At 43.3% G+C, this 19,941-nt stretch carries 17 protein-coding genes; 10 read left to right on the forward strand and 7 right to left on the reverse strand.

What is annotated here, in order from left to right; translation table 11 throughout:
* The first annotated feature begins 33 nt into the window (after positions 1-33).
* The 3 genes from tilS (at position 34) to mdh (ending at position 2,919) form a co-directional block, all read left to right on the forward strand.
* Positions 34-1,371 (forward strand): tRNA lysidine(34) synthetase TilS, encoded by a 1,338-nt coding sequence (gene tilS, locus BGP76_RS00450; RefSeq protein WP_119843216.1) that lies wholly within the window; start codon positions 34-36, stop codon positions 1,369-1,371.
* On the forward strand, positions 1,364-1,888 hold the full coding sequence (locus BGP76_RS00455) for a Crp/Fnr family transcriptional regulator (protein WP_119843217.1): 525 nt from the start codon (positions 1,364-1,366) through the stop codon (positions 1,886-1,888). The genes tilS and BGP76_RS00455 overlap by 8 nt, the downstream gene beginning before the upstream one ends.
* A gap of 104 nt (positions 1,889-1,992) precedes the next feature.
* Positions 1,993-2,919 (forward strand): malate dehydrogenase, encoded by a 927-nt coding sequence (gene mdh / locus BGP76_RS00460; protein WP_073120358.1) that lies wholly within the window; start codon positions 1,993-1,995, stop codon positions 2,917-2,919.
* Between the two features lie 70 nt (positions 2,920-2,989).
* Here mdh and hemF read toward each other — a convergent pair whose 3' ends face one another.
* Together hemF and BGP76_RS00470 are read right to left on the reverse strand one after the other, a co-directional pair.
* Positions 2,990-3,880 (reverse strand): oxygen-dependent coproporphyrinogen oxidase, encoded by an 891-nt coding sequence (gene hemF / locus BGP76_RS00465; RefSeq protein WP_119843218.1) that lies wholly within the window; start codon positions 3,878-3,880, stop codon positions 2,990-2,992.
* Between the two features lie 11 nt (positions 3,881-3,891).
* A complete protein-coding gene (locus BGP76_RS00470; RefSeq protein ID WP_147407336.1) occupies positions 3,892-6,321 on the reverse strand; it encodes a BamA/TamA family outer membrane protein in 2,430 nt (809 codons plus the stop codon).
* Positions 6,322-6,482: 161 nt separating this feature from the next.
* Between BGP76_RS00470 and BGP76_RS00475 the strand changes: the two genes are divergently transcribed.
* From BGP76_RS00475 to BGP76_RS00485, 3 genes are read left to right on the forward strand one after another with little or no spacing between them, the layout of a single operon-like run.
* Entirely contained in the window at positions 6,483-7,226 is a 744-nt protein-coding gene (locus BGP76_RS00475; RefSeq protein ID WP_119843220.1) for an RNA methyltransferase, read from the forward strand.
* A 1-nt stretch (position 7,227) separates the two neighbouring features.
* Entirely contained in the window at positions 7,228-8,079 is an 852-nt protein-coding gene (locus tag BGP76_RS00480) for an SDR family NAD(P)-dependent oxidoreductase (RefSeq protein WP_119843221.1), read from the forward strand.
* The gene (locus BGP76_RS00485) at positions 8,076-8,546 is read left to right on the forward strand and encodes a nuclear transport factor 2 family protein (RefSeq protein WP_119843222.1); all 471 of its coding nucleotides are present in this window, start codon (positions 8,076-8,078) and stop codon (positions 8,544-8,546) included. Before BGP76_RS00480 ends, BGP76_RS00485 begins: the two co-directional genes overlap by 4 nt.
* Here the strand turns inward: BGP76_RS00485 and BGP76_RS00490 are convergent.
* The 3 genes from BGP76_RS00490 to BGP76_RS00500 form a co-directional block, all read right to left on the reverse strand.
* The gene (locus BGP76_RS00490) at positions 8,543-9,640 is read right to left on the reverse strand and encodes a peptidoglycan bridge formation glycyltransferase FemA/FemB family protein (RefSeq protein ID WP_119843223.1); all 1,098 of its coding nucleotides are present in this window, start codon (positions 9,638-9,640) and stop codon (positions 8,543-8,545) included. The genes BGP76_RS00485 and BGP76_RS00490 overlap by 4 nt on opposite strands.
* 116 nt (positions 9,641-9,756) lie before the next feature.
* On the reverse strand, positions 9,757-10,848 hold the full coding sequence (locus BGP76_RS00495) for an AI-2E family transporter (protein WP_073120347.1): 1,092 nt from the start codon (positions 10,846-10,848) through the stop codon (positions 9,757-9,759).
* Between the two features lie 3 nt (positions 10,849-10,851).
* Positions 10,852-11,763, reverse strand: coding sequence for a DUF58 domain-containing protein (locus BGP76_RS00500; RefSeq protein ID WP_119843224.1), 912 nt, complete (start codon positions 11,761-11,763; stop codon positions 10,852-10,854).
* 233 nt (positions 11,764-11,996) lie between these two features.
* Between BGP76_RS00500 and BGP76_RS00505 the strand changes: the two genes are divergently transcribed.
* The 3 genes from BGP76_RS00505 to ychF all read left to right on the forward strand — a co-directional run bounded on the left by BGP76_RS00505 (position 11,997) and on the right by ychF (position 14,627).
* A complete protein-coding gene (locus BGP76_RS00505) occupies positions 11,997-12,362 on the forward strand; it encodes a DUF3276 family protein (RefSeq protein WP_073120343.1) in 366 nt (121 codons plus the stop codon).
* Positions 12,363-12,426: 64 nt separating this feature from the next.
* A complete protein-coding gene (locus tag BGP76_RS00510; protein ID WP_119843225.1) occupies positions 12,427-13,521 on the forward strand; it encodes an AI-2E family transporter in 1,095 nt (364 codons plus the stop codon).
* Between the two features lie 8 nt (positions 13,522-13,529).
* Positions 13,530-14,627, forward strand: coding sequence for a redox-regulated ATPase YchF (gene ychF / locus BGP76_RS00515; RefSeq protein WP_073120342.1), 1,098 nt, complete (start codon positions 13,530-13,532; stop codon positions 14,625-14,627).
* A gap of 70 nt (positions 14,628-14,697) precedes the next feature.
* On the opposite strand, the gene BGP76_RS00520 is transcribed toward ychF, so the two are convergent.
* Both BGP76_RS00520 and rlmF read right to left on the reverse strand, forming a co-directional pair.
* Complete coding sequence (locus BGP76_RS00520) at positions 14,698-15,231, reverse strand: hypothetical protein (RefSeq protein WP_119843226.1); 534 nt, start codon at positions 15,229-15,231, stop codon at positions 14,698-14,700.
* Positions 15,232-15,307: 76 nt separating this feature from the next.
* Positions 15,308-16,267: a 23S rRNA (adenine(1618)-N(6))-methyltransferase RlmF gene (gene rlmF, locus BGP76_RS00525; protein ID WP_073120338.1), complete on the reverse strand. Its 960-nt coding sequence runs from the start codon at positions 16,265-16,267 to the stop codon at positions 15,308-15,310.
* 554 nt (positions 16,268-16,821) lie between these two features.
* Here rlmF and BGP76_RS00530 point away from each other — a divergent pair.
* A complete protein-coding gene (locus BGP76_RS00530) occupies positions 16,822-19,602 on the forward strand; it encodes a bifunctional aconitate hydratase 2/2-methylisocitrate dehydratase (protein ID WP_119843227.1) in 2,781 nt (926 codons plus the stop codon).
* Positions 19,603-19,941 lie beyond the last annotated feature (339 nt).

Genomic DNA, 19,941 nt, shown 5'->3' on the forward strand with positions numbered 1-19,941 from the left:
AAAAAAACCTAAGTTTGATCTAAAATAACAACGGTGACAAATCTATCAGAAAAATTCGAGGCATATATTCAGTCCCACGGGCTGTTCGGCAAAGAAAGCCGACTGCTCGTAGCTGTCAGTGGAGGAATAGACTCTGTCGTCCTCTGTCATCTCCTACATCAGCTGGGGTATAAGTTTTCGGTCGCGCACTGTAATTTCGGACTCAGAGGTAAAGATTCAGATCAGGATGAGCAATTCGTTCGAGCACTTAGTGGCTCGATGGATGTGCCTTTTTACACGCAGCATTTCGAAACAGAAGCCTACGCACAAACCAACAAGGTGTCCATCCAGATGGCGGCAAGAGACCTGCGTTATGCTTGGTTCGATACGCTGATGTCGGAGCATCAAATGGACTACCTCCTCACTGCCCATCATGCCAATGACTTGATCGAAACCAGTCTTTTTAATTTCACCAAAGGAACCAGCATCGCTGGGCTGCGGGGAATCCAAAAGAAAAACGGACAAACGGTCCGTCCACTTAGTTTTGCCACTAAGAAGAAAATTCATAAGTACGCTGAAGCACATGCTCTCACCTGGAGAGAGGACTGTTCTAACGCCAGCAATAAATACCATCGAAATAGAATTCGAAATGTGGTCATCCCGGAATTGCGAAAGATTAATCCTTCACTAGAGAAGACTTACATGCAAAACCAAGAGCGCTTCGAGTCATTAGAAGCGCTCCTCAAGTCGAGAACTAAGTCGGTCCTTAAGCAGTTTTCGTCCATGAAAAACGGCGCACAAAAACTTGACATGAGCTGGATGGATGTCAAAAATGGAGGATTGGTCATCCTAGAAGATATCCTACGTCCCTACGGGTTCAACATAGAGCAGTGCAAAGCTATTATCGTCGCGTTGCGTAGTAGCATCCCTGGCAAACGCTTTTCGTCTGACGAATCTGTACTCGTCGTGGACAGAGATCAACTGGTGATCACACCTCTAGATAGTCCCACTGACGAAGCGGCTTTGACTGAAGACATGACTGAAATCTCGGTTCAGGGGCAGTACTTTAGTATCAGTCAGGAATCCATGCCAGTCGAGATTATACGCTCATCTGACTATGCTTTTTTGGATGCAGACTTACTCGCGTTTCCGATTAAAATCAGGAATTGGGAGCAGGGAGACCGTTTTATTCCACTCGGGATGACAGCTCAAAAAAAGGTAAGTGATTTTATGATTGATGAGAAAATTCCAGTAAACTTGAAAAGTAGAATACTGCTATTTGAATCCGATAAAGAGATCATCTGGATCGCTGGCCAACGAATAGATAACCGATACAAAATCACGGACACTACCCAACGTGTACTCATCATAAAACAAGACAGAAATGTTTAATCCCTTCAAGAAAAGGTACAATGCCGAGGAACAAGAATACTTCAATTTTCTTTCCCAAATCAAACAGTTCGAAAAGCTAACCAATGATGAACTCGCCTTATTCATTCCCTATATGTACCTGAGAAAGTACAAACAGAACGAGGTAGTATTCTTTAGTGGAGATCCGAGTCATGCACTCTACATCATCAAAGGCGGCAGAGTCTCTCTCTCCATAGATATCAAAGACAATTTTGAACAATTGTCTAGCATCACGATGGGTAATTCCTTTGGAGACAATACCTTCCTAGAACACACCAAAAGAATCTACAACGCCACAGTCACCTCTGAACAAGCCGAACTCTATGTGATCCCACAAATCAACATCTTTGAAATTCTTGATAATCACCCAGAGATCAAAGGGAAAATCATGGCCTCCATGGCCGAATTGTACAACCAATACACCAGTAATATATTCAAAGAGTACCGCAGCAATTTTGGTTTTTTCCAATTGAGCAGTGTCTATGACAATAATCCCTGATTCTCGTCATAAATGGCTAAATACCCTGTTCTAGCGATGTTTTTTTAACTACTTTCGCCATGAGGGCATCAAAATACATACAGAAATATTTAAATCATATCAAAATGAAAGTAACCGTAGTAGGAGCTGGTAACGTAGGTGCTAGCGTAGCTGAATACTGTGCCATGAAAGAATTGGCTGACGAAGTAGTACTTCTTGACATCAAAGAAGGATTTGCGGAAGGGAAAGCAATGGACTTGAACCAATGCGCAACTTTGAATGGATTTAACACCAAAGTAACGGGTACTACTGGAGACTACAGCAAAACTGCTGGATCTAAAGTAGTCGTGATCACATCTGGTATCCCAAGAAAGCCAGGTATGACTCGTGAAGAATTGATCGGTACCAATGCGGGTATCGTAAAAACGGTAACTGAGAACCTTATCAAGCATTCTCCTGATGCGATCCTCATCGTAATCTCTAATCCTATGGATACTATGACGTATCTATCTGCTAAATCAAGTGGCCTACCGAAAAATAGAGTAATCGGAATGGGTGGTATGCTCGATAGCGCAAGATTCAGATACAGGCTATCTGAAGCACTAGAATGCAACCCTAACGATATTCAAGGTGTAGTGATCGGTGGACATGGTGACACGACTATGATCCCATTGACGAGACTCGCGACATACAACTCTACGCCAGTATCTAACTACCTTTCTGAAGAGAAACTAGAAGAAGTAGCGAAAGCAACTATGGTAGGTGGAGCTACACTAACAGGCCTACTCGGTACATCTGCATGGTATGCGCCAGGTGCTGCGGGTGCTGCGATGGTAGAAGCGATCGTCAGAGACCAAAAGAAACTGATGACTGCCTCTGTATACCTAGAAGGAGAGTATGGACAAAACGATATCTGTGTCGGTGTACCAGTGATCGTAGGCAAAGACGGATGGGAAGAAGTGATCGACTTCAAACTCAACGACGATGAAAAAGCCAAATTCGAAGCTAGCGCTGCAGCTGTTAGAAAAATGAACGACGCATTGGAGCTCTAAGCCTCATCTATCGTCTAACAATATCAAAAGCGTCAAGGGCAACCTTGACGCTTTTTTTGTAAAGTGGTTTTTATAGCCAATCGATACCTTTTTTGAGTAGACTGAGAGTCTCTTCTTCTTTGGAATTGGGTTGTACTTCAAAATTGTATTCCCAGTTGGCTTGAGGAGGGAGGCTCATGAGTATGGATTCGGTACGCCCGTCGGTATCAAGACCAAATTTGGTGCCCTTGTCTAGGACGAGATTGAATTCCACGTATCGGCCTCTGCGGAGATATTGCCATTGCTTCTCGTTTTCGCCGAATGCCATTGCGTGATTCTTCGTCATGAAATGTGTGTATAGCGGAGCAAAGGTGTTTCCCACGGATTGGACAAATGCCCATCTATCCTCCATAGAGATGTCTTCCGTGGTACTGAGTCTATCGAAGAATATACCACCGATCCCACGTGTCTCTTTTCGGTGTTTGATGTAGAAGTAGTCGTCTGCCCACGTCTTGAATTGTGCATGGTAGTCGGGGTGATGCTGGTCACAGATGTCTTTGAGCTGCTGGTGAAAGTGGACAGCATCTGCACGGTCGACGTAGTGTGGAGTAAGGTCTATCCCTCCACCAAACCAGCTGATGCCATTGCTCATCTCGAAGTAGCGGACGTTCATGTGGATGATGGGTACCATGGGGGACTGGGGGTGCATGACGATAGAGACGCCTGTGGCATAGAAGTCTGACGCTTCGATGTTAAGGGCTTTGAGGATTTTGTCTGGTGTGGGGCCACTGACTGCAGAGAAGTTGACGCCACCTTTTTCGATGATGTGTCCATTTCGGATGATGCGGGTACGCCCACCACCACCTTCGGGGCGTGTCCAGATATCCTCTTCGAACTGGGCCTTGCCATCGGTTGTCGATATGGCGGTAGAGATTTGGTCTTGCAGTTCTTTGAACCAGTTTTCTATCGTTTCTTTATTCATGTTTTTAATATTTAAAATGGGTAGCCTATCCCTAGATTCCAGACGAGTCGTTGGTATCCTGGTACGTCTGGTAGATCAAATGTTTGTCCCTCGTAGGAGTCCGTCTGGCTGTATCTGCCTGGTTCTATCAGTTTCCATGCGGCATCTAGTCTGAGAATCAAGAAAGAGAAGTCTACCCTGACCCCATATCCTGCTCCTACGGCGATTTCCTTGATGAAGTCATTTGCTTCGAAATTGGCACCTGGTCTACTAGAGTCTTCTCTAATGGTCCAGATGTTGCCCATGTCTATGAACATTGCGCCATGTATCGGACCGAATAGTTGATGTCTAAACTCGACACTTCCTTCTAGCAATACTTCGCCAGTTTGTTCGATGTTGTTGTTGTAGACGCCTAGGCTGTCTACGGGCAGGTAAGAGCCAGGGCCGAGTCGTCGCGGTTCCCATGCACGTACGCTATTGCTACCTCCAGCGAAGTAGAACTTTTCATAAGGGAGCGTTTGATTATCCCCATAAGGGAGTGCTACGCCAGTATTGATGCGGTAGGCTAGCGTGATTTTTGAATTAAGGGGGTATGTCCGACGAAAATCGACATTGATCTTGGCGAACTTGAAGAATTCTACGTCACTTCTTAGACTTAGTTTGTCAAAGGACTGAATGATATTTCCGCCTGTTTCGACTTTGTACCTGAGATAGGATGAGGTGCTTTTTTTATTGCCGTACTCGTTGATGTTATAGGTAGCGGTAAAGGATGTACTACTGACAAAAGAGGGTTCGAATGATTTAATCAGATTGTTGCCCTGCGCTTCGAGATCTTCTAGGAATTCGCGGTATTCATTGGTTAGGTTTGAATCTATGAAGTTGACCTCAGAGAGGTTGAGTACATAGCTGCGACGCTTCTCATAGTTCTGCCAAGTGTAGGCCCAGGCGGCTGTGATGTTGGTTCGCAGATACTCGATCCTAGAGTTGTAGTTGAGGCCAAAGGCGAGTCTGGTTTTGGGGTTGTATCGCCCGAGCTGGGATTTGATGTTGCCTCCGACTGGGATGATAAACTGTGGAAAGGTCAGTGTCAGGTTCGCGCCATAGTCCAAACTCGAATAAGGCTTGTCTGTTTCTGTCGCACCCGTCAACCCTTCGAAACCTACTCGTCCACTTAGTTCGGTTGTTTCGAGACCCTTGAAAGTATTTCGATTCTTGATGGATGCATTGATGAACGGTCCTGGTAGCCCCTGGCTTACGCTGAGGCCTGTCTCAGTGGAGGTTTGATATTTTTTGAGTGGGCTGGTAAATATGTTGGCGATGAACTGTCCTCCCGTGGTGTCATAGTTGATGTTGATGAATTTGAATATATCTAGGTTGGATAGCTGCTTTTGAGTCTCAATGGTGTTGGCTTTGCTATAGACACTGTCTGGATATAGGAAATGTCTCCAGTCGAGAATTTTTTCGTGATACCGGCGCTTGTAAAACTGGTAGGTTACCCCTTTGTATTCATTGTACTGCCTGGGGGAGGATATGCCAGTGATGTCCGCATCAGTATTGAAGATGATGGAATCTAATCTAAAAACTTTGTGATGTGTTTGATCCGTTGGATTGTCGACGTGTACACCGACGATTACCTTTTTGTCTCCTAGACTAGATGAGTCTACTTTGAAGCGGATGTATTGCCTGCTGAAATCGTAGTATCCATTGTTGAGCATGATTTCATTGATGCGTTCGCGCTCATTGGTGATGTTGTTTTGTTCGTAGTTTTCTCCTTTGACGATGGTAGATTCTGAGATTTGATCCGCCAAAAGCTCGTTGATTAACGAGTCTGCTACTTGGTAGTAGATAGAGTCAATAATGTAGGGGGCTTGGCGTTCGATGATGTAGGTCGCGGTGACGAGCTTAAAAGTTTCTTCTTTCTCGTGTCTGACTTCAGCATTGAAGTAGCCCTTGGAATGCAGGTATTGCCTGATTTTGTACACGGTTTCTTCCTCAAGGGTAGAATCATAAATAGCGAGTGGTTCGCCCAGTCTCATGGCTTGATTTCCTTCTGTGATATTTCGGTTTTGCTTGGCGATCTTCTTGCCTAGTTTCTCGCGCAGTCTTTTTTCTTTCTTCTTTTTCTCCTTGCGAATAGCCTTCTCTATTTTTTGCGGATACTTTTTGTTGAACTTGATTTTTCGTTGTTCATATTTGCTCGAATCGTAGGCTTTTTTTCCGAGCTGGTAGAGATCTACATAGGGTGACCATGGGATGAACAAAATCTTGTCATTGGGCTCGTTGGCATAGAGCGATTGGATTTCTTCAGTATTCAGTTTTTTGACACCTACTAGTTTTTGATCTACGAGTAGTTTTTCTCCATCCTCTAGGTAGCGGCGACCCATACAGGATGACACGACCACAGACAGGGTCAGCAGGATAGCCAAATGAATAAAGCTACGCTGTATGATAGGAGCGGACAATTGTAAAATACTAGTCAGAACAGTAGACCTGTGGTCTTTTTGGAATTAATATCTATTGTATGCTATCAGCAAGATTCTATGTAAGTTTGAATATAAACTATTGTCAGTATTTGGGTACGCTTTGACAGTAGAAATAAACGTGCTTTTAAGACTCTATTTGAATGATCTCAAACAAAGAATCAAAATTCATTAAATCATTACAATTAAAAAAATTTCGAAAACTCGAAAACCGTTTTATTGTCGAAGGGGCAAAAAATGTGCTAGAGTTGATTCGGTCGGAATTGAGGGTCGATCGGTGCTTTGTCACGGAGACCTTTATGGGTAACTATCGAGAGGAGGTCGCTGCGGCAGCTGTCGCCTGCACCGTGGTGTCAGAGAAGGAACTGAGTAAGGTCGGTGTATTCACCAATAATAATGCAGCACTGGCCATCGCCGAAATTCCTCAAGAACACGCTTTGGATTATAGTCGATCTATGTTGGGCTTTGATCGGGTTAAAGATCCTGGTAATCTGGGCACTATCATTAGGATAGCAGATTGGTATGGATTTGATACCATCGTGTGTTCACCTGATTCGGTGGACTGCTACAACCCGAAAGTGGTTTCTGCTACGATGGGATCTTTTGCACGTGTCAGAGTGGTGTATGCTGATTTGTCAGAGGTGGTAGGTCAAATGGAAACATGCTATGGTGCGACGCTGAATGGAGACGATATACATCGTGTGAGTTTCAAAGAACCCGCTTTGATTCTGTTTGGTAATGAGTCGACGGGGATAGCTCCAGCACTGATCGCTCAGTTGGATCAGGAAGTGAAGATACCAGCCTATGGTGGTGCAGAGTCTTTGAATGTGGGTGTGTCTACTGCCGTGTTTTGTGATAACTTTAGACGGGTACTAAATAAGAAATAAGATGAAGGGTAATGTTCTGATCACAGGGGTCTCAACAGGGATAGGTTACTATGCTACCAAGAAATTTATCTCTGAGGGTTATAGAGTTTTTGGTAGTGTGCGCAAAATGGAAGATGCCGATCAACTCGTGGAGCGGTTTGGAGCATTCTTTCGACCTTTACTCATCGACGTGACGGATCAGGAAGCGATAGATCAGGCTGCCAAAATAGTGACGAGCGAGTGTGGAGACCAAGGGCTTCAGTTGCTGGTCAATAACTCGGGGATTGCTGTGACAGGACCTGTTCAGTGTTTGACCGCTGATGATTTTCGCAGACAGTTCGAGGTTAATTTTTTCGGACTGGTAGCGGTGACCAATGCCTTTCTGCCACTTCTGGGTGCGCAGGATGGAGGCGTGATGCATCCTGGAAAGATTATCAATATCAGTTCGGTGGCTAGTCGTAGCGGAATGCCTTTTATGACGCCCTATGGTAGTTCGAAAGCAGCTGTGGATGCCTACTCCGAAGGATTGCGGAGAGAGTTGATGTTGTTTGGGATAGATGTAGTGGTTTTGAATCCAGGGGCGATCAAAACGCCGATTTGGGATAAAGTAGAGGAGCCTAGTGAGAAGCTGCAGCAGTCACCATATGGCAAATCCTTGATGCGGTTTTATCAGCTTACCGAGCGAGAAGCCAGTGGAGCGATCCCGGTGGAGGCTTTAAGCGAATTGCTTTTCAAAACGTTTACACAGCGTAAACCCAAGACTTTTCGATTGGTGGTCAGAAACAAATTTTTGAAATATACTTTGCCTCGTATGTTTATGTCTGACCGGGGTTTTGATAAATTACTGTACAAAGTGTTAAAGATGAAACCATGAGTCATATTGGATTAATAGAGCATTTTTATAAGGCATTCAGTCAAAAGGATGCGCATGCAATGAAGGAATGTTATCACCCTGATCTTAGATTTGAAGACCCTGTTTTTGGTGTGCTGAACTACCAAGAGGCATGTGCCATGTGGGAGATGCTAATCAAGGCGGGATCGGACTTAGAGATATTTTTTGATAACGTGACTGCCGAAGGAGAACACGGGAGTGTTGACTGGGGTGCTAATTATTCTTTCTCCAAAACGGGTCGAAAAGTATCGAATAAAATTCACGCAAGCTTTGTGTTCAAGGATGGATTAATTGTTGCTCACACCGACCGATTTGATCTCTATCGATGGGCACGAATGGCTTTTGGCTCTCTTGGTTATACCATGGGTTGGACACCTTTCTTTCAGAATAAGCTACGAGCAACCGCTCGCAAAAATCTAGATACTTTTATGCGTAAGGAAAAAGCCTAGTTGTTGCCCAGCTCTTGTAGTCGAAACAGGTCATACTCTTGCTGACTATAAGGATAGTCCCAGCAGCCCATTCGATGATGTAGATCTCCGCCAAATCCTTTTTTGTAGATATGCACACCATGTAGTGGGTGGGCATTGTCTATGTTGGGAGCAGAACCGAACATATCGTACTCGGTGCAGCCCATGGATTTCGCGATTTTGATGGATTCCCATTGTAGCACGTAGCTGGCCATTCTGTTGTTGGTGGATGATGCGCCGTATAGATAGTTGCCACGTCTATGGGATGAGACCAAAAACATGGATGCCATATACTTCCCATCTATATCGGCCATGAGCATTTTGACATTGACACCTTTGTGGCTGTTGTCTTGGTTTTTCAAGATGTCTGCAAAATGCTTTTCGTCTTGCAGCGGCATGCCGTGACGAAGTGCTGTCTCGTGATAGAGCTTGTACCATTCACTGATGTGCTCGACTCCATATTCCTTGACCTGAATCCCATGTTTGATGGCTTTTTTGATGCAGTAGCGTGTGTTGTAGCGCATGTTGGACATTAGCTCGTTTTCGCTTTGTGTCAAGTCTAGGAAGAAGGTGTTTTTAGGCAACATGTCACTGGTGCTTTTTCTTAAGTTCCAGTGGTGCGTCTTATAGTTTACTCTCATTTCCTGCACTTGGTCTTGAGGTGGCCCTTGCCAGTGTCCAGATGTGTCAAAGTAGTCGTCTTCTATGGCCCATTGGTTTTGCCACAGAAGATCATAGCGAATAAATACGCAGTTGACAGGTAGATAGGGTTTGATCGTCTCAGATAATTGCTCCAAAAACAAGCCTTGGTTTTCTAGGATAGGCTCGAGTTTAGGGCCGTGAGGGACGTATGCATAGCACAGATCGCTACTAATATATTTGATCAATACGAGCAGGTCGTCCTGAGTGTTTTTTGAATCTGAATTATTGTGTAGGAGGTCTTTTGATACAGTTAGTTGAAAGCCGCTGGGCTGAAACCCTTGCTTGTCTTTAACTCTTGCCCAGTAGGGTGTTTGAGGCAGTATGTTGGATGGATTGATTTCTTCAATTTCTTTTTTCTCCAGTTTGCAAACCATGCAATCATCAATTTTTTCCGCAAAGGTAAAAATTCATTTTGCTCTATGAAATAGAACTCTGATAGGTTTGATACTGAGGATTGAGAAATGGTAAAATGATTATTTCAACATCTCTGTTATAGATTTTCGTCTACCTCTATGTCCTCAACTTCTTTTTTGATTAATCCTATGTCTCCATTTTTGGATAGCAGGATAGCGATGGGCTTGGTGTTCTCGAACTGACTACATACGATGATCATCGTGGCGGTGATGGGGACAGAGAGTAGCATGCCTATCACTCCCCAGATGAACCCCCATAGGCCAAGCCCCAATATAACTACCAGTGGACTGATGTTTAGTTTTTCGCCCATGATGCGGGGTTCTATTAGACTCCCTACGAGGACTTGGATACCGCCCACCAAGATGAGAACTAAGACAAAAATGTTCATAGTACCGTTTTGCATTAAGGCAAACAGTGCAGGGAAAGCGGTTGCAATTACTGATCCTATGGTAGGGATGAAATTGAATAGGAAAATTAGAAAAGCCCATAGTCCCGCTAGTTCTACTCCTAGAATTAGCAGAGCAAAATAACTCAATAACCCTGTCAGGAAACTGGTGAAAATTTTGACAGACAGGTACTGGTCAAAAAGCAGGGTAATGGCACTTCCAATTTTCTGAATGTTGGTTCCTCGTTGTGTTGTTTTTAGGACTTTGTCTATTTTGATACCAAAGAGGCTTTCTTCCAATAGGAGGAAAATAACATAGACGATCACCATTAGGGATTTTCCCACTGCCCCAGCAAAAGATCCTGCGTATCCCAACATCTCGGTTTGGTATTTCTCGATGAATTTTGAGAAATTTTGAGAAAGGTCTTCGATCCCAAACTGAGTCTCGATGTATTGAAGCGCAATGTTGATGTTTTCGCTATGTTGGGGAAGTTCTTGAGTAAGCTTCCGAATATTGGAGCCGATGATTTGAATAATAAGATAAATAATCAAGAACACAATCACACTACTCAAGGTGGTGATGAGCCACTTAGGTAATTTGATTTTTCCAACTTTGATCAGGCCGATCGTGTCTCTGAGTTTTTTGATCAGATACCAGATCAGTACTGCCATAGCAAATGTTTTCAGGAAGTTTCCAAAATAAAGGAGTACTGCCAAAGCTGTGACGGTGATGATGATCCAGTTGGCCGCATTGGCGATGGCATTGTTGCGTTGGTTTTCCATGAGTTATCTCATTTTTGATCTTTTAATCAAATATTGTGATAGTACATTGTCAAAACTCTGATGGATATCACAGTCGATAAAGTCTATTTTGAGTTGTGAGCATTTGAGCTGTAGCTCGGTCATGTATTCTTTCATCTGCTGTTTGTAGCTCGACTTTACTTCAGCGGGACTTAGCTTGACGATCTCTCCACTTTCTAGATCCTGAAACTTGTAAGGTCGGTCTTCAAAATCAAAATCATGCTCAGTTTGACTATCGTTGACATGAAAGACAAGTACTTCATGTTTGTTGTGCTTGAGGTGCTGTAGGGCAGCAAAAGTCTCTTGTTCGTCCTTCTGATTATGTAGCATGTCTGAGAATAAAATCACCAACGATCTACGTGGGATTTTGTCAGCAATTTCATGTAGGGTTTGTGCTACAGCGGTAGCTTGATGTTCTGGTACTTCCTCGAATAAGCGCTGAAAATGTCCGAGTAGATTGTGCAGATGTGCTCCTGTAGATCGTGTTTCGGATTGGAAAGTGATCTGATCCGAAAAGGTAAACAGTCCGACGGCATCACGTTGTTTGTGAAGCAAGTACGCAAGTGCTGCACTTGCCAGTACTGAGAACCGAATTTTACCCAAAGAAGGCTCTGGATAATACATCGATGAAGAGGTGTCGAGGACGATGTGACAGCGGAGATTTGTTTCTTCTTCGAATTTTTTGGTATAGAGTCGGTCGGTCTTGGCGTAGACTTTCCAGTCAATGTTTCTGGTGCTGTCTCCGAAATTGTAGAGGCTGTGCTCTGCGAACTCTACAGAGAAACCATGGTAGGGAGATTTGTGTAGCCCAGTGATGAAACCTTCCACCATTTGTTTGGCTAGCAGCTCTATGTTAGCTGTTTCTTTGATGGCATTAATGTCTATTTCTAGCTTCAAGGTCTCTAGGTTATTCTTTGTTCAAACTTAAAATTACCGACTATAGTCTACATATATCAAGTAATGTAGATAAAATAGGAGGATTTAGTAAGCTGGTTTTCGGGCGTGAATATATCGATTTAGATTATGGGTGTCCTATTGGATTTGTTAATTATTTTAGCTTATATTGGATGTTTTAGAAAAACTAATCAACTAAGTGAACCGACTTGTCGGAAACCAAAACAAACTGAAAAGTGGAAGAGAATAAAGACAACGAAAGAACTGAGATTTTCTCAGAGAGGGTAAGGGCAGGGAAAAGAACCTACTTTTTTGATGTCAAGGCGACCCGATCTAATGACTACTACCTTACGATCACAGAGAGTAAACGTAGGTACAAGGATGATGGGTTCTTCTATGAAAAGCATAAGATTTTCTTGTATAAAGAAGATTTTAACAAATTTATGAAGGCATTCACCGAAACCGTTGATCATGTCAAAGAGGAGCTGATGCCAGAAGTGGATTTTGATGCTTTCGATGAGGATAATGAAGAACAAGACGAAAACCATAAATCAGAAAGGGTAGGTGTTACCAGTGGTAATTCAGACCTGAATTGGGACTAATAATTTCACTTAAAGAAATCATGAAGCTCTTGGATACCACCAAGGGCTTTTTTTATTTTAACGCATGATCAATCGTACACTCCTGTCGCTCATACTCATCACTTCACTGTTCATCTTTAGTGCATGGTTGTTTTCAGATATTTTCATGTATATCTGTATATCCATTGTATTAGCGACCATTCTTCGACCGATGACGAATTTCATCAGTCGAACGTATATTTTTAGAGTGAAAGTGCCTAGGGTACTGGCTATTCTTCTCTCTTTTTGTAGTGTGATTGGTGTCATAGCACTGTTCATCTTGCTTTTCATTCCATTGATTGTAGAGCAAATCAATGTGATATCGAGTATTAGCTTTGATGAAGTGTACAAGCACCTGTCACAGCCGATCGTCGCAACTGAGGAGTTTTTGATAGAGTACAATCTGATCAGTGCAGAAGACCACACTTTCACTTCGACAATCAAGCGGTCTACGGTAGAAGTACTCGGAGATATTAATTTTCAAAGTGTTTTGAACAATGTAGTGACCATGACAGGTGGAGTGTTTGTTTCCTTTATGGCATTGAGTTTTATTACATTTTTTCTCCTTCTAGAAAATGGAATTATTAGCAGATTGCTGATCTCCATAGTGCCCAATCAGTATTTCGAGTTGTTTATATCTGCAATTCATAAAATCGAACATTTATTGTCTAACTATCTCATAGGTTTACTACTACAGATGTTGGCAATATTTTCTATTGCAGGAATAGGCTTGTCTATTTTTGGGGTAAACTATGCTTTGACGATTGCTGTATTTGCTGCCTTGGCCAATTTGATTCCATACTTAGGGCCTTTGCTCGGGTCTGTTTTTGGGATTTTAGTAGGGCTGTCTTCTAGTGGTCATTTCGCGTTAGATGAGGTTACTATGATACTGATTGTAAAGATCGTATCAGTCTTTGCCGTAGTGCAGGTGATGGATAATGTGGTACTGCAGCCTATGATCTTTTCTAAAAGTGTCAAAGCACATCCGTTAGAGATATTTGTTGTTATCTTTGCGGCCGCTAGTTTAGCGGGGATTTCGGGCATGATTGCAGCCATTCCAGTCTACACGATTATTCGGGTATCAGTGATGGAAATCAGAGACGGGTTCAATAGTTATCAAGTTTTTCAAGTATCAAAATAATAAAGTAAATGGGGTTGAAATGTGGAATCGTAGGGTTGCCGAATGTAGGTAAGTCTACTCTTTTCAATGCGCTATCCAATGCCAAAGCAGAGGCAGCTAATTTTCCGTTTTGTACCATCGAACCCAACGTGGGAGTGATCACGGTACCCGACGAACGACTCAGGATTCTAGAAGGGCTGGTTAGTCCTCAGAAGGTTTTGCCAACAGTCATGGAGTTCGTAGATATTGCTGGATTGGTCAAAGGAGCAAGCAAAGGCGAAGGGTTAGGGAATAAATTCCTAGCGAATATCCGTGAGGTGGATGCCATCGTTCATGTGACCCGATGCTTCAATGATGACAATATCGTGCATGTCGATGGTGTGGTTAATCCAGTGTCTGACAAAGAAGTGATTGATACAGAATTGCAGATCAAGGACTTGGAGTCTGTTGATAAGAAAATAGATAAGAATGTCAAACTCGCCAAGTCTGGTGATGCCAAGGTAAAAGCCTTGGTGGCAATACTACAAGAGTACAAGGATTTGCTCGAGTCTGGTAAGAACGCTCGTTCGCTTGAGTTGACTCCTGAGCGAAAGGAAGCGATAGCTGATATGCAGTTGCTGACTGTGAAGCCTGTGATCTATGTAGCCAACGTGGAAGAAAGTTCGATACTAACAGGTAATGCGCACGTAGAAGCACTCAAAGCAGCTGTAGCTGATGAGGATGCTGAAGTCGTGATGGTGAGTGCAGCGATCGAATCACAGATCGCCGAGTTCGACGAACCAGAAGAGAAAGAGATGTTCTTAGGAGAGTATGGATTGAAGGAATCTGGATTGGATAAGCTGATTAGAGCAGCTTATGGTCTATTGGATTTGATCACTTATTTCACAGCTGGGGAGACTGAAGTTCGGGCTTGGACGATCAAGAAAGGGTGGAAGGCACCGCAAGCTGCTGGAGTGATTCATACCGATTTCGAAAAAGGCTTTATCAAAGCAGAAGTGATCAAAATACCAGACTATGTACAGTACAAAACTGAGCATGGATGCAAAGAAGCAGGTAAGTTGGCTATAGAAGGAAAAGAATACGTGGTAGAGGATGGAGATGTCATGCATTTCCGTTTCAATGTGTAACACCATTTCAAGACGAAATAATCAAGAAAATGAAAAAGCGAAGGGATATCCCTTCGCTTTTTCTATGTCTTTACTGTCCTAAAATCTTCGCGTCGACGAAGAAAGTAGAGTTGATCTGGATTTCATGATCAGACTCGATGGTTTCGTCGGTGCTTGATTTCATTCGGAGCTGAAAGGAGTCTTTGAGGAGGTAATCTTTGAGGTTGACCCCTGTGATTTCCAGTGATATTGTATTACTCGCGTCCTCAGGGACCTCTTCCAGATAAGCGATTTCTATTTCGTCTAGTCCATCAGCATTGATGAACAACTGTACTGATTCGAGAAAACCGAAATCTCCAGAGGTAGGAGATTGAATAGTTAAGGTCATTTCGTCCAAACGAATTGTCTCTATTAGATTCTTGTTTGTATTGTTACCCGCAAAGGTTGATTCAGTGTTTGACTCGATCGAAGGAGTGGATAGATTAATGGGAAAGTCAATGACAGTACTGGAAGGTACAGTGATCGATTCGCTGTATTTCATGTTGAACTGTGTTAGCTTGTCAAGCTCATCACAACTAAAGATGGTTAGTAGTAATGCGGAGAGTAGTAGTATTGTGTATTTCATATTAAAGCATTTTTATGGTAAACGATGTGGATCACTCTTTTAGTATCGATGGTCGGTATAGCGGTCTTGCAAATTGCTATTTTGGCCAGCGGAGTTTTTTCCATGTGTCTTGTTGTTCTTTAGATAGAAAAGACCATGCCACGATCCTGCTGGTTTTGTTGCCTTGTCCCATAGGGATGACTTTAATAGCCACTGCACCTGCTTTTTCTAGTGTTTTACGGGTAGGGATGAGGTTGCTTTCTTTGGAGAGTAGTGTGGAGAACCATAGACAAGATGTAGCATGCTGTATACTGTCTTGAATCATGTTGTAGACGAAAACCCTTTCTCCACCATTGCACCATAGCTCATTGCTTTGTCCTCCGAAGTTTAAGACCGTCTTTGTGTTTCTTTTTTGTTTGAGGTTTCGTGTTTTTCGTTTCGATCCTTGGAGCGCTTCTTCTGCTGAGGCGTGAAACGGAGGGTTACATATCGTTAAATCAAACACCTCTCCTTGATTGATAATACCTGTGAAGAGGAATTTTGGATTGGCCTGCAGTCGAAGGGATATAGCGCTTTTAGGTCTTGGGTTTGCATTTAGTATTATCTGAGCGGAATGGATCGATTCAGGGGAAATATCTGACCCCACAAATGACCAACCGTATTCATGGTTTCCAATCAGTGGGTATATGCAGTTTGCTCCCACGCCTATATCTAGACAGTGGATTTTTTGCCCTTTTGGGATCACGCCATTGTTGGATAATAGATCAGCCATGTGGTGAATGTAGTCAGCACGGCCTGGTATGGGCGGGCACAGGTGCCCTTCGGGGATGTCCCATAGATCGATATTGTAATAGTGCTGGAGCAACGATTGATTGAGTGCTTTGACAGCTTTGGGATTAGAAAAATCAATAGAATCAGTGCCATAGTCATTGGGTTTGACATACTCTGCTAGCGTAGGGTTCGACTTGATCAAAAGCGCAAAGTCATACTGGCCTTGATGCTGATTTCTGGGGTGTAGTTTGGCTTTGGGAGGACGTGATTTTTTTGATTCTTTCATTCTAACAGCGCTTAATGACGTTTCAGCCGAGGCTGATGTGTGTTGCAAAGTACGTGACTCTGGATGATAAAACAGCTTTTAAGATCAAATTTGGGTTGATGAGTAGGAGGTCAGAGGAGTGAAGTTTTTTGGGTTAAATGCTACGTTTTGCACTGAGTGAAATCGTGAGTATGAAGGAGTAAGGGTTTTCATATAGGCTTGGCTGGTTTTAACTCCGTGTACGAACACTGTTTGTTTAAAGCTAGTTGTGAAAACAGGTTAGCTTTTGTTATTTAGAATTCATCTAGATTATTAACTGTAAAATGTTCTACGTAGTTATTTGTAGGTAATTCACTCAAAATACCTTGAATGTTTTTTACTTTTGCGACCCAAAACAAGCATTTGTCCCCAAATACAACTATTAATTTTAAAAACAAACTGAGCAATATGGTTTTAGGTTCTGAGATGATAAAATCTAAAAATTGCTTCAATTAATTTACGGAGGAAAGGAATCTGGTTGTACAGGCTGCGACTTTTAGGTGTCCACCTTTAGATATTGAATAGACTTCAAAAATATGAATACTCATTACAACGATTACATCAAGGAGATCGAAGAGCGAAAAGGTGAAGGGCTTCACCCAAAGCCAATTGACGGTGCTGAATTGCTAAGTGAAATCATTTCACAAATTAAAGATTCAGGAAACGCTAGCAGGGAAGACTCTCTTAAATTCTTTATTTACAACGTTTTGCCAGGTACCACAAGTGCTGCTGGTGTGAAGGCGAAATTTTTAAAAGAGATCATTCTTGGTGAATCGGTAGTAGAGGAGATTACACCTACTTTCGCTTTTGAGTTGCTGTCTCACATGAAGGGTGGTCCTTCTATTGAGGTGCTGCTTGACCTAGCGCTTGCTGATGACGCATCTATTGCGCAAGAAGCTGCTAAGGTGCTGAAAACGCAGGTATTCTTGTATGATGCGGATTACGATCGTTTGAAGCAGGCGTATGAAAGCGGTAACGCCATCGCCAAAGAGTTGTTAGAAAGTTATGCAAAAGCGGAATTCTTCACTGAACTACCTGATGTAGAAGAAGAAATCGAAATCGTGACTTTCATCGCAGGTGTAGGAGATATTTCTACAGATTTGTTATCACCAGGAGGTGATGCCCACTCTAGATCAGATCGTGAGTTGCACGGTCAGTGTATCTTCGAGCACAACAAGCAAATGCAAAGCGACCTGACTGCTCTGAAAGAAAAGCATCCTGACAAGCGTGTCATGCTACTCGCTGAGAAAGGCACCATGGGTGTCGGTTCGTCTAGGATGTCAGGAGTCAATAACGTGGCGCTATGGACTGGTATCCAAGCAAGTCCATACGTTCCTTTCGTCAATATCGCTCCGATCATTGCTGGTACTAACGGCATTTCGCCGATCTTCTTGACCACTGTAGGTGTGACAGGAGGTATCGGGATTGACCTCAAAAACTGGGTAAAAAAGACGGATGCTGACGGTAAAGTAATCATGGATGCAGATGGGGAACCGGTATTGGAAGAAGCATATTCTGTAGCTACCGGCACAGTACTTACAATCAATACGAAGAAGAAGAAACTTTACAACGGAGATCAAGAGTTGATGGACATATCTGCTTCGTTGACTCCTCAGAAGGTAGAGTTTATCAAGGCGGGTGGATCATATGCCATCGTATTTGGTAAGAAGATTCAAACATTCGCTGCGAAGACATTAGGTATCGAAGCGCCAGTGGTATTTGCTCCGTCAAAAGAGGTTTCTCACGAGGGACAAGGGCTTACTGCTGTAGAAAAAATATTCAACAAAAACGCTGTGGGAACGACTCCAGGCAAAGTATTGCATGCGGGGTCTGACGTACGTGTAGAAGTAAACATCGTAGGGTCGCAGGACACGACAGGGTTGATGACTTCTCAGGAATTGGAGTCTATGGCTGCTACTACGATTTCTCCAATCGTGGACGGAGCCTATCAGTCGGGTTGTCACACGGCCTCAGTTTGGGATAGCAAAGCGCAAGCGAACATTCCTAAGTTGATGAAATTCATGAACGATTTCGGTTTGATCACAGCACGTGACCCTAAAGGGGAATATCACGCGATGACCGACGTGATTCACAAAGTACTCAACGATATCACGATCGACGATTGGGCGATCATCATCGGTGGTGACTCGCACACGAGAATGTCAAAAGGTGTGGCTTTCGGTGCTGACTCAGGTACTGTTGCACTTGCACTTGCTACGGGAGAGGCTTCTATGCCAATTCCAGAATCAGTGAAGGTGACTTTCAAAGGGGACATGAAGAGCTACATGGACTTTCGCGATGTAGTACATGCCACGCAGCAGCAGATGTTGAAGCAATTCAGCGGAGAGAACGTATTCCAAGGTAGAATCATCGAGGTGCACATCGGGACGTTGACTGCTGATCAAGCTTTTACGTTTACCGACTGGACAGCAGAGATGAAAGCGAAAGCGTCTATCTGTATCTCTGAGGATGAGACTTTGATCGAATCGCTAGAGATCGCAAAAGGTAGAATCCAAATCATGATCGATAAGGGCATGGACAACCAGAAGCAAGTGCTTCAAGGATTGATTAACATTGCCAACAAGAGAATAGCGGAGATCAGATCGGGTGAGAAGCCGGCGTTGACTCCAGATGCAAACGCCAAGTATTACGCGGATGTAGTAGTTGATTTGGATCAAATCGTAGAGCCAATGATCGCCGATCCAGACGTAAACAACGATGACGTATCTAAACGATACACGCATGATGTGATCAGACCATTGTCGTACTATGGTGGAGACAAGAAAGTGGATCTTGGTTTCATTGGTTCGTGTATGGTACACAAAGGCGATATGAAAATTCTTGCGCAAATGTTGAAAAACATCGAATCGCAACAAGGAAAAGTAGAATTCAAAGCGCCACTCGTGGTAGCGCCTCCTACATACAATATCGTAGATGAACTGAAAGCCGAAGGTGACTGGGATGTACTAAAGAAATACTCTGGTTTTGAGTTTGACGATAACGCACCTAAGGGCGCTGCTCGTACCAAATACGAAAACATGCTGTATCTAGAGCGCCCAGGTTGTAACCTGTGTATGGGTAACCAAGAAAAGGCAGAGCCAGGTGATACGGTCATGGCGACTTCTACACGTCTATTCCAAGGGAGAGTCGTGAAGGACTCGACAGAGAAAAAAGGAGAGTCATTGCTTTCGTCTACACCAGTAGTAGTACTTTCTACTGTATTGGGTCGGACGCCTAATTTGGCTGAATACGAAGCAGCAGTGAAAGGCATCAACTTGACGAAGTTCAAGCCTTCGAGTAAGTTGCTGATGAAGTAGTCACGAGATAGAGAATATATTTAAAGCCTGTTTTGTTCCTGATCACTATTAGGAATAGAACAGGCTTTTTTATTACCCTTCTTTTAGGACTAACTAGATACGGACAGAATGTCCGTTTTTTTTTAGCCCCCCCTAATAGATAGGTCAAAGACATTACTTGCTGTGGATTCATACCCAAGAGCTAATAAAAACGCCGTTTAAAAGGCGTGAGGGAGGTTTTTTGTTTCCTTTTTTGAACACGTGTGTTTGATCGATCAAACACACGTGTTCCGAGCTCCAAACACGTGTGTTTCGGCGGTCAAACACACGTGTTTCTTTTGAGAATCACTTGAGGTTCTT

The sequence above is a fragment of the Reichenbachiella sp. MSK19-1 genome, assembly GCF_003590315.1.
Lineage (GTDB): Bacteria > Bacteroidota > Bacteroidia > Cytophagales > Cyclobacteriaceae > Reichenbachiella > Reichenbachiella agariperforans.

Bases quoted from the DNA above. Each gene is read 5' to 3' on its own strand.
- BGP76_RS00455 (WP_119843217.1), top strand. From the start codon at position 1,364: ATGTTTAATCCCTTCAAGAAAAGGTACAATGCCGAGGAACAAGAATAC.
- mdh (WP_073120358.1), top strand. From the start codon at position 1,993: ATGAAAGTAACCGTAGTAGGAGCTGGTAACGTAGGTGCTAGCGTAGCT.
- hemF (WP_119843218.1), bottom strand. From the start codon at position 3,880: ATGAATAAAGAAACGATAGAAAACTGGTTCAAAGAACTGCAAGACCAA.
- BGP76_RS00475 (WP_119843220.1), top strand. From the start codon at position 6,483: ATGATCTCAAACAAAGAATCAAAATTCATTAAATCATTACAATTAAAA.
- BGP76_RS00480 (WP_119843221.1), top strand. From the start codon at position 7,228: ATGAAGGGTAATGTTCTGATCACAGGGGTCTCAACAGGGATAGGTTAC.
- BGP76_RS00485 (WP_119843222.1), top strand. From the start codon at position 8,076: ATGAGTCATATTGGATTAATAGAGCATTTTTATAAGGCATTCAGTCAA.
- BGP76_RS00490 (WP_119843223.1), bottom strand. From the start codon at position 9,640: ATGGTTTGCAAACTGGAGAAAAAAGAAATTGAAGAAATCAATCCATCC.
- BGP76_RS00495 (WP_073120347.1), bottom strand. From the start codon at position 10,848: ATGGAAAACCAACGCAACAATGCCATCGCCAATGCGGCCAACTGGATC.
- BGP76_RS00510 (WP_119843225.1), top strand. From the start codon at position 12,427: ATGATCAATCGTACACTCCTGTCGCTCATACTCATCACTTCACTGTTC.
- ychF (WP_073120342.1), top strand. From the start codon at position 13,530: ATGGGGTTGAAATGTGGAATCGTAGGGTTGCCGAATGTAGGTAAGTCT.
- BGP76_RS00520 (WP_119843226.1), bottom strand. From the start codon at position 15,231: ATGAAATACACAATACTACTACTCTCCGCATTACTACTAACCATCTTT.
- rlmF (WP_073120338.1), bottom strand. From the start codon at position 16,267: ATGAAAGAATCAAAAAAATCACGTCCTCCCAAAGCCAAACTACACCCC.
- BGP76_RS00530 (WP_119843227.1), top strand. From the start codon at position 16,822: ATGAATACTCATTACAACGATTACATCAAGGAGATCGAAGAGCGAAAA.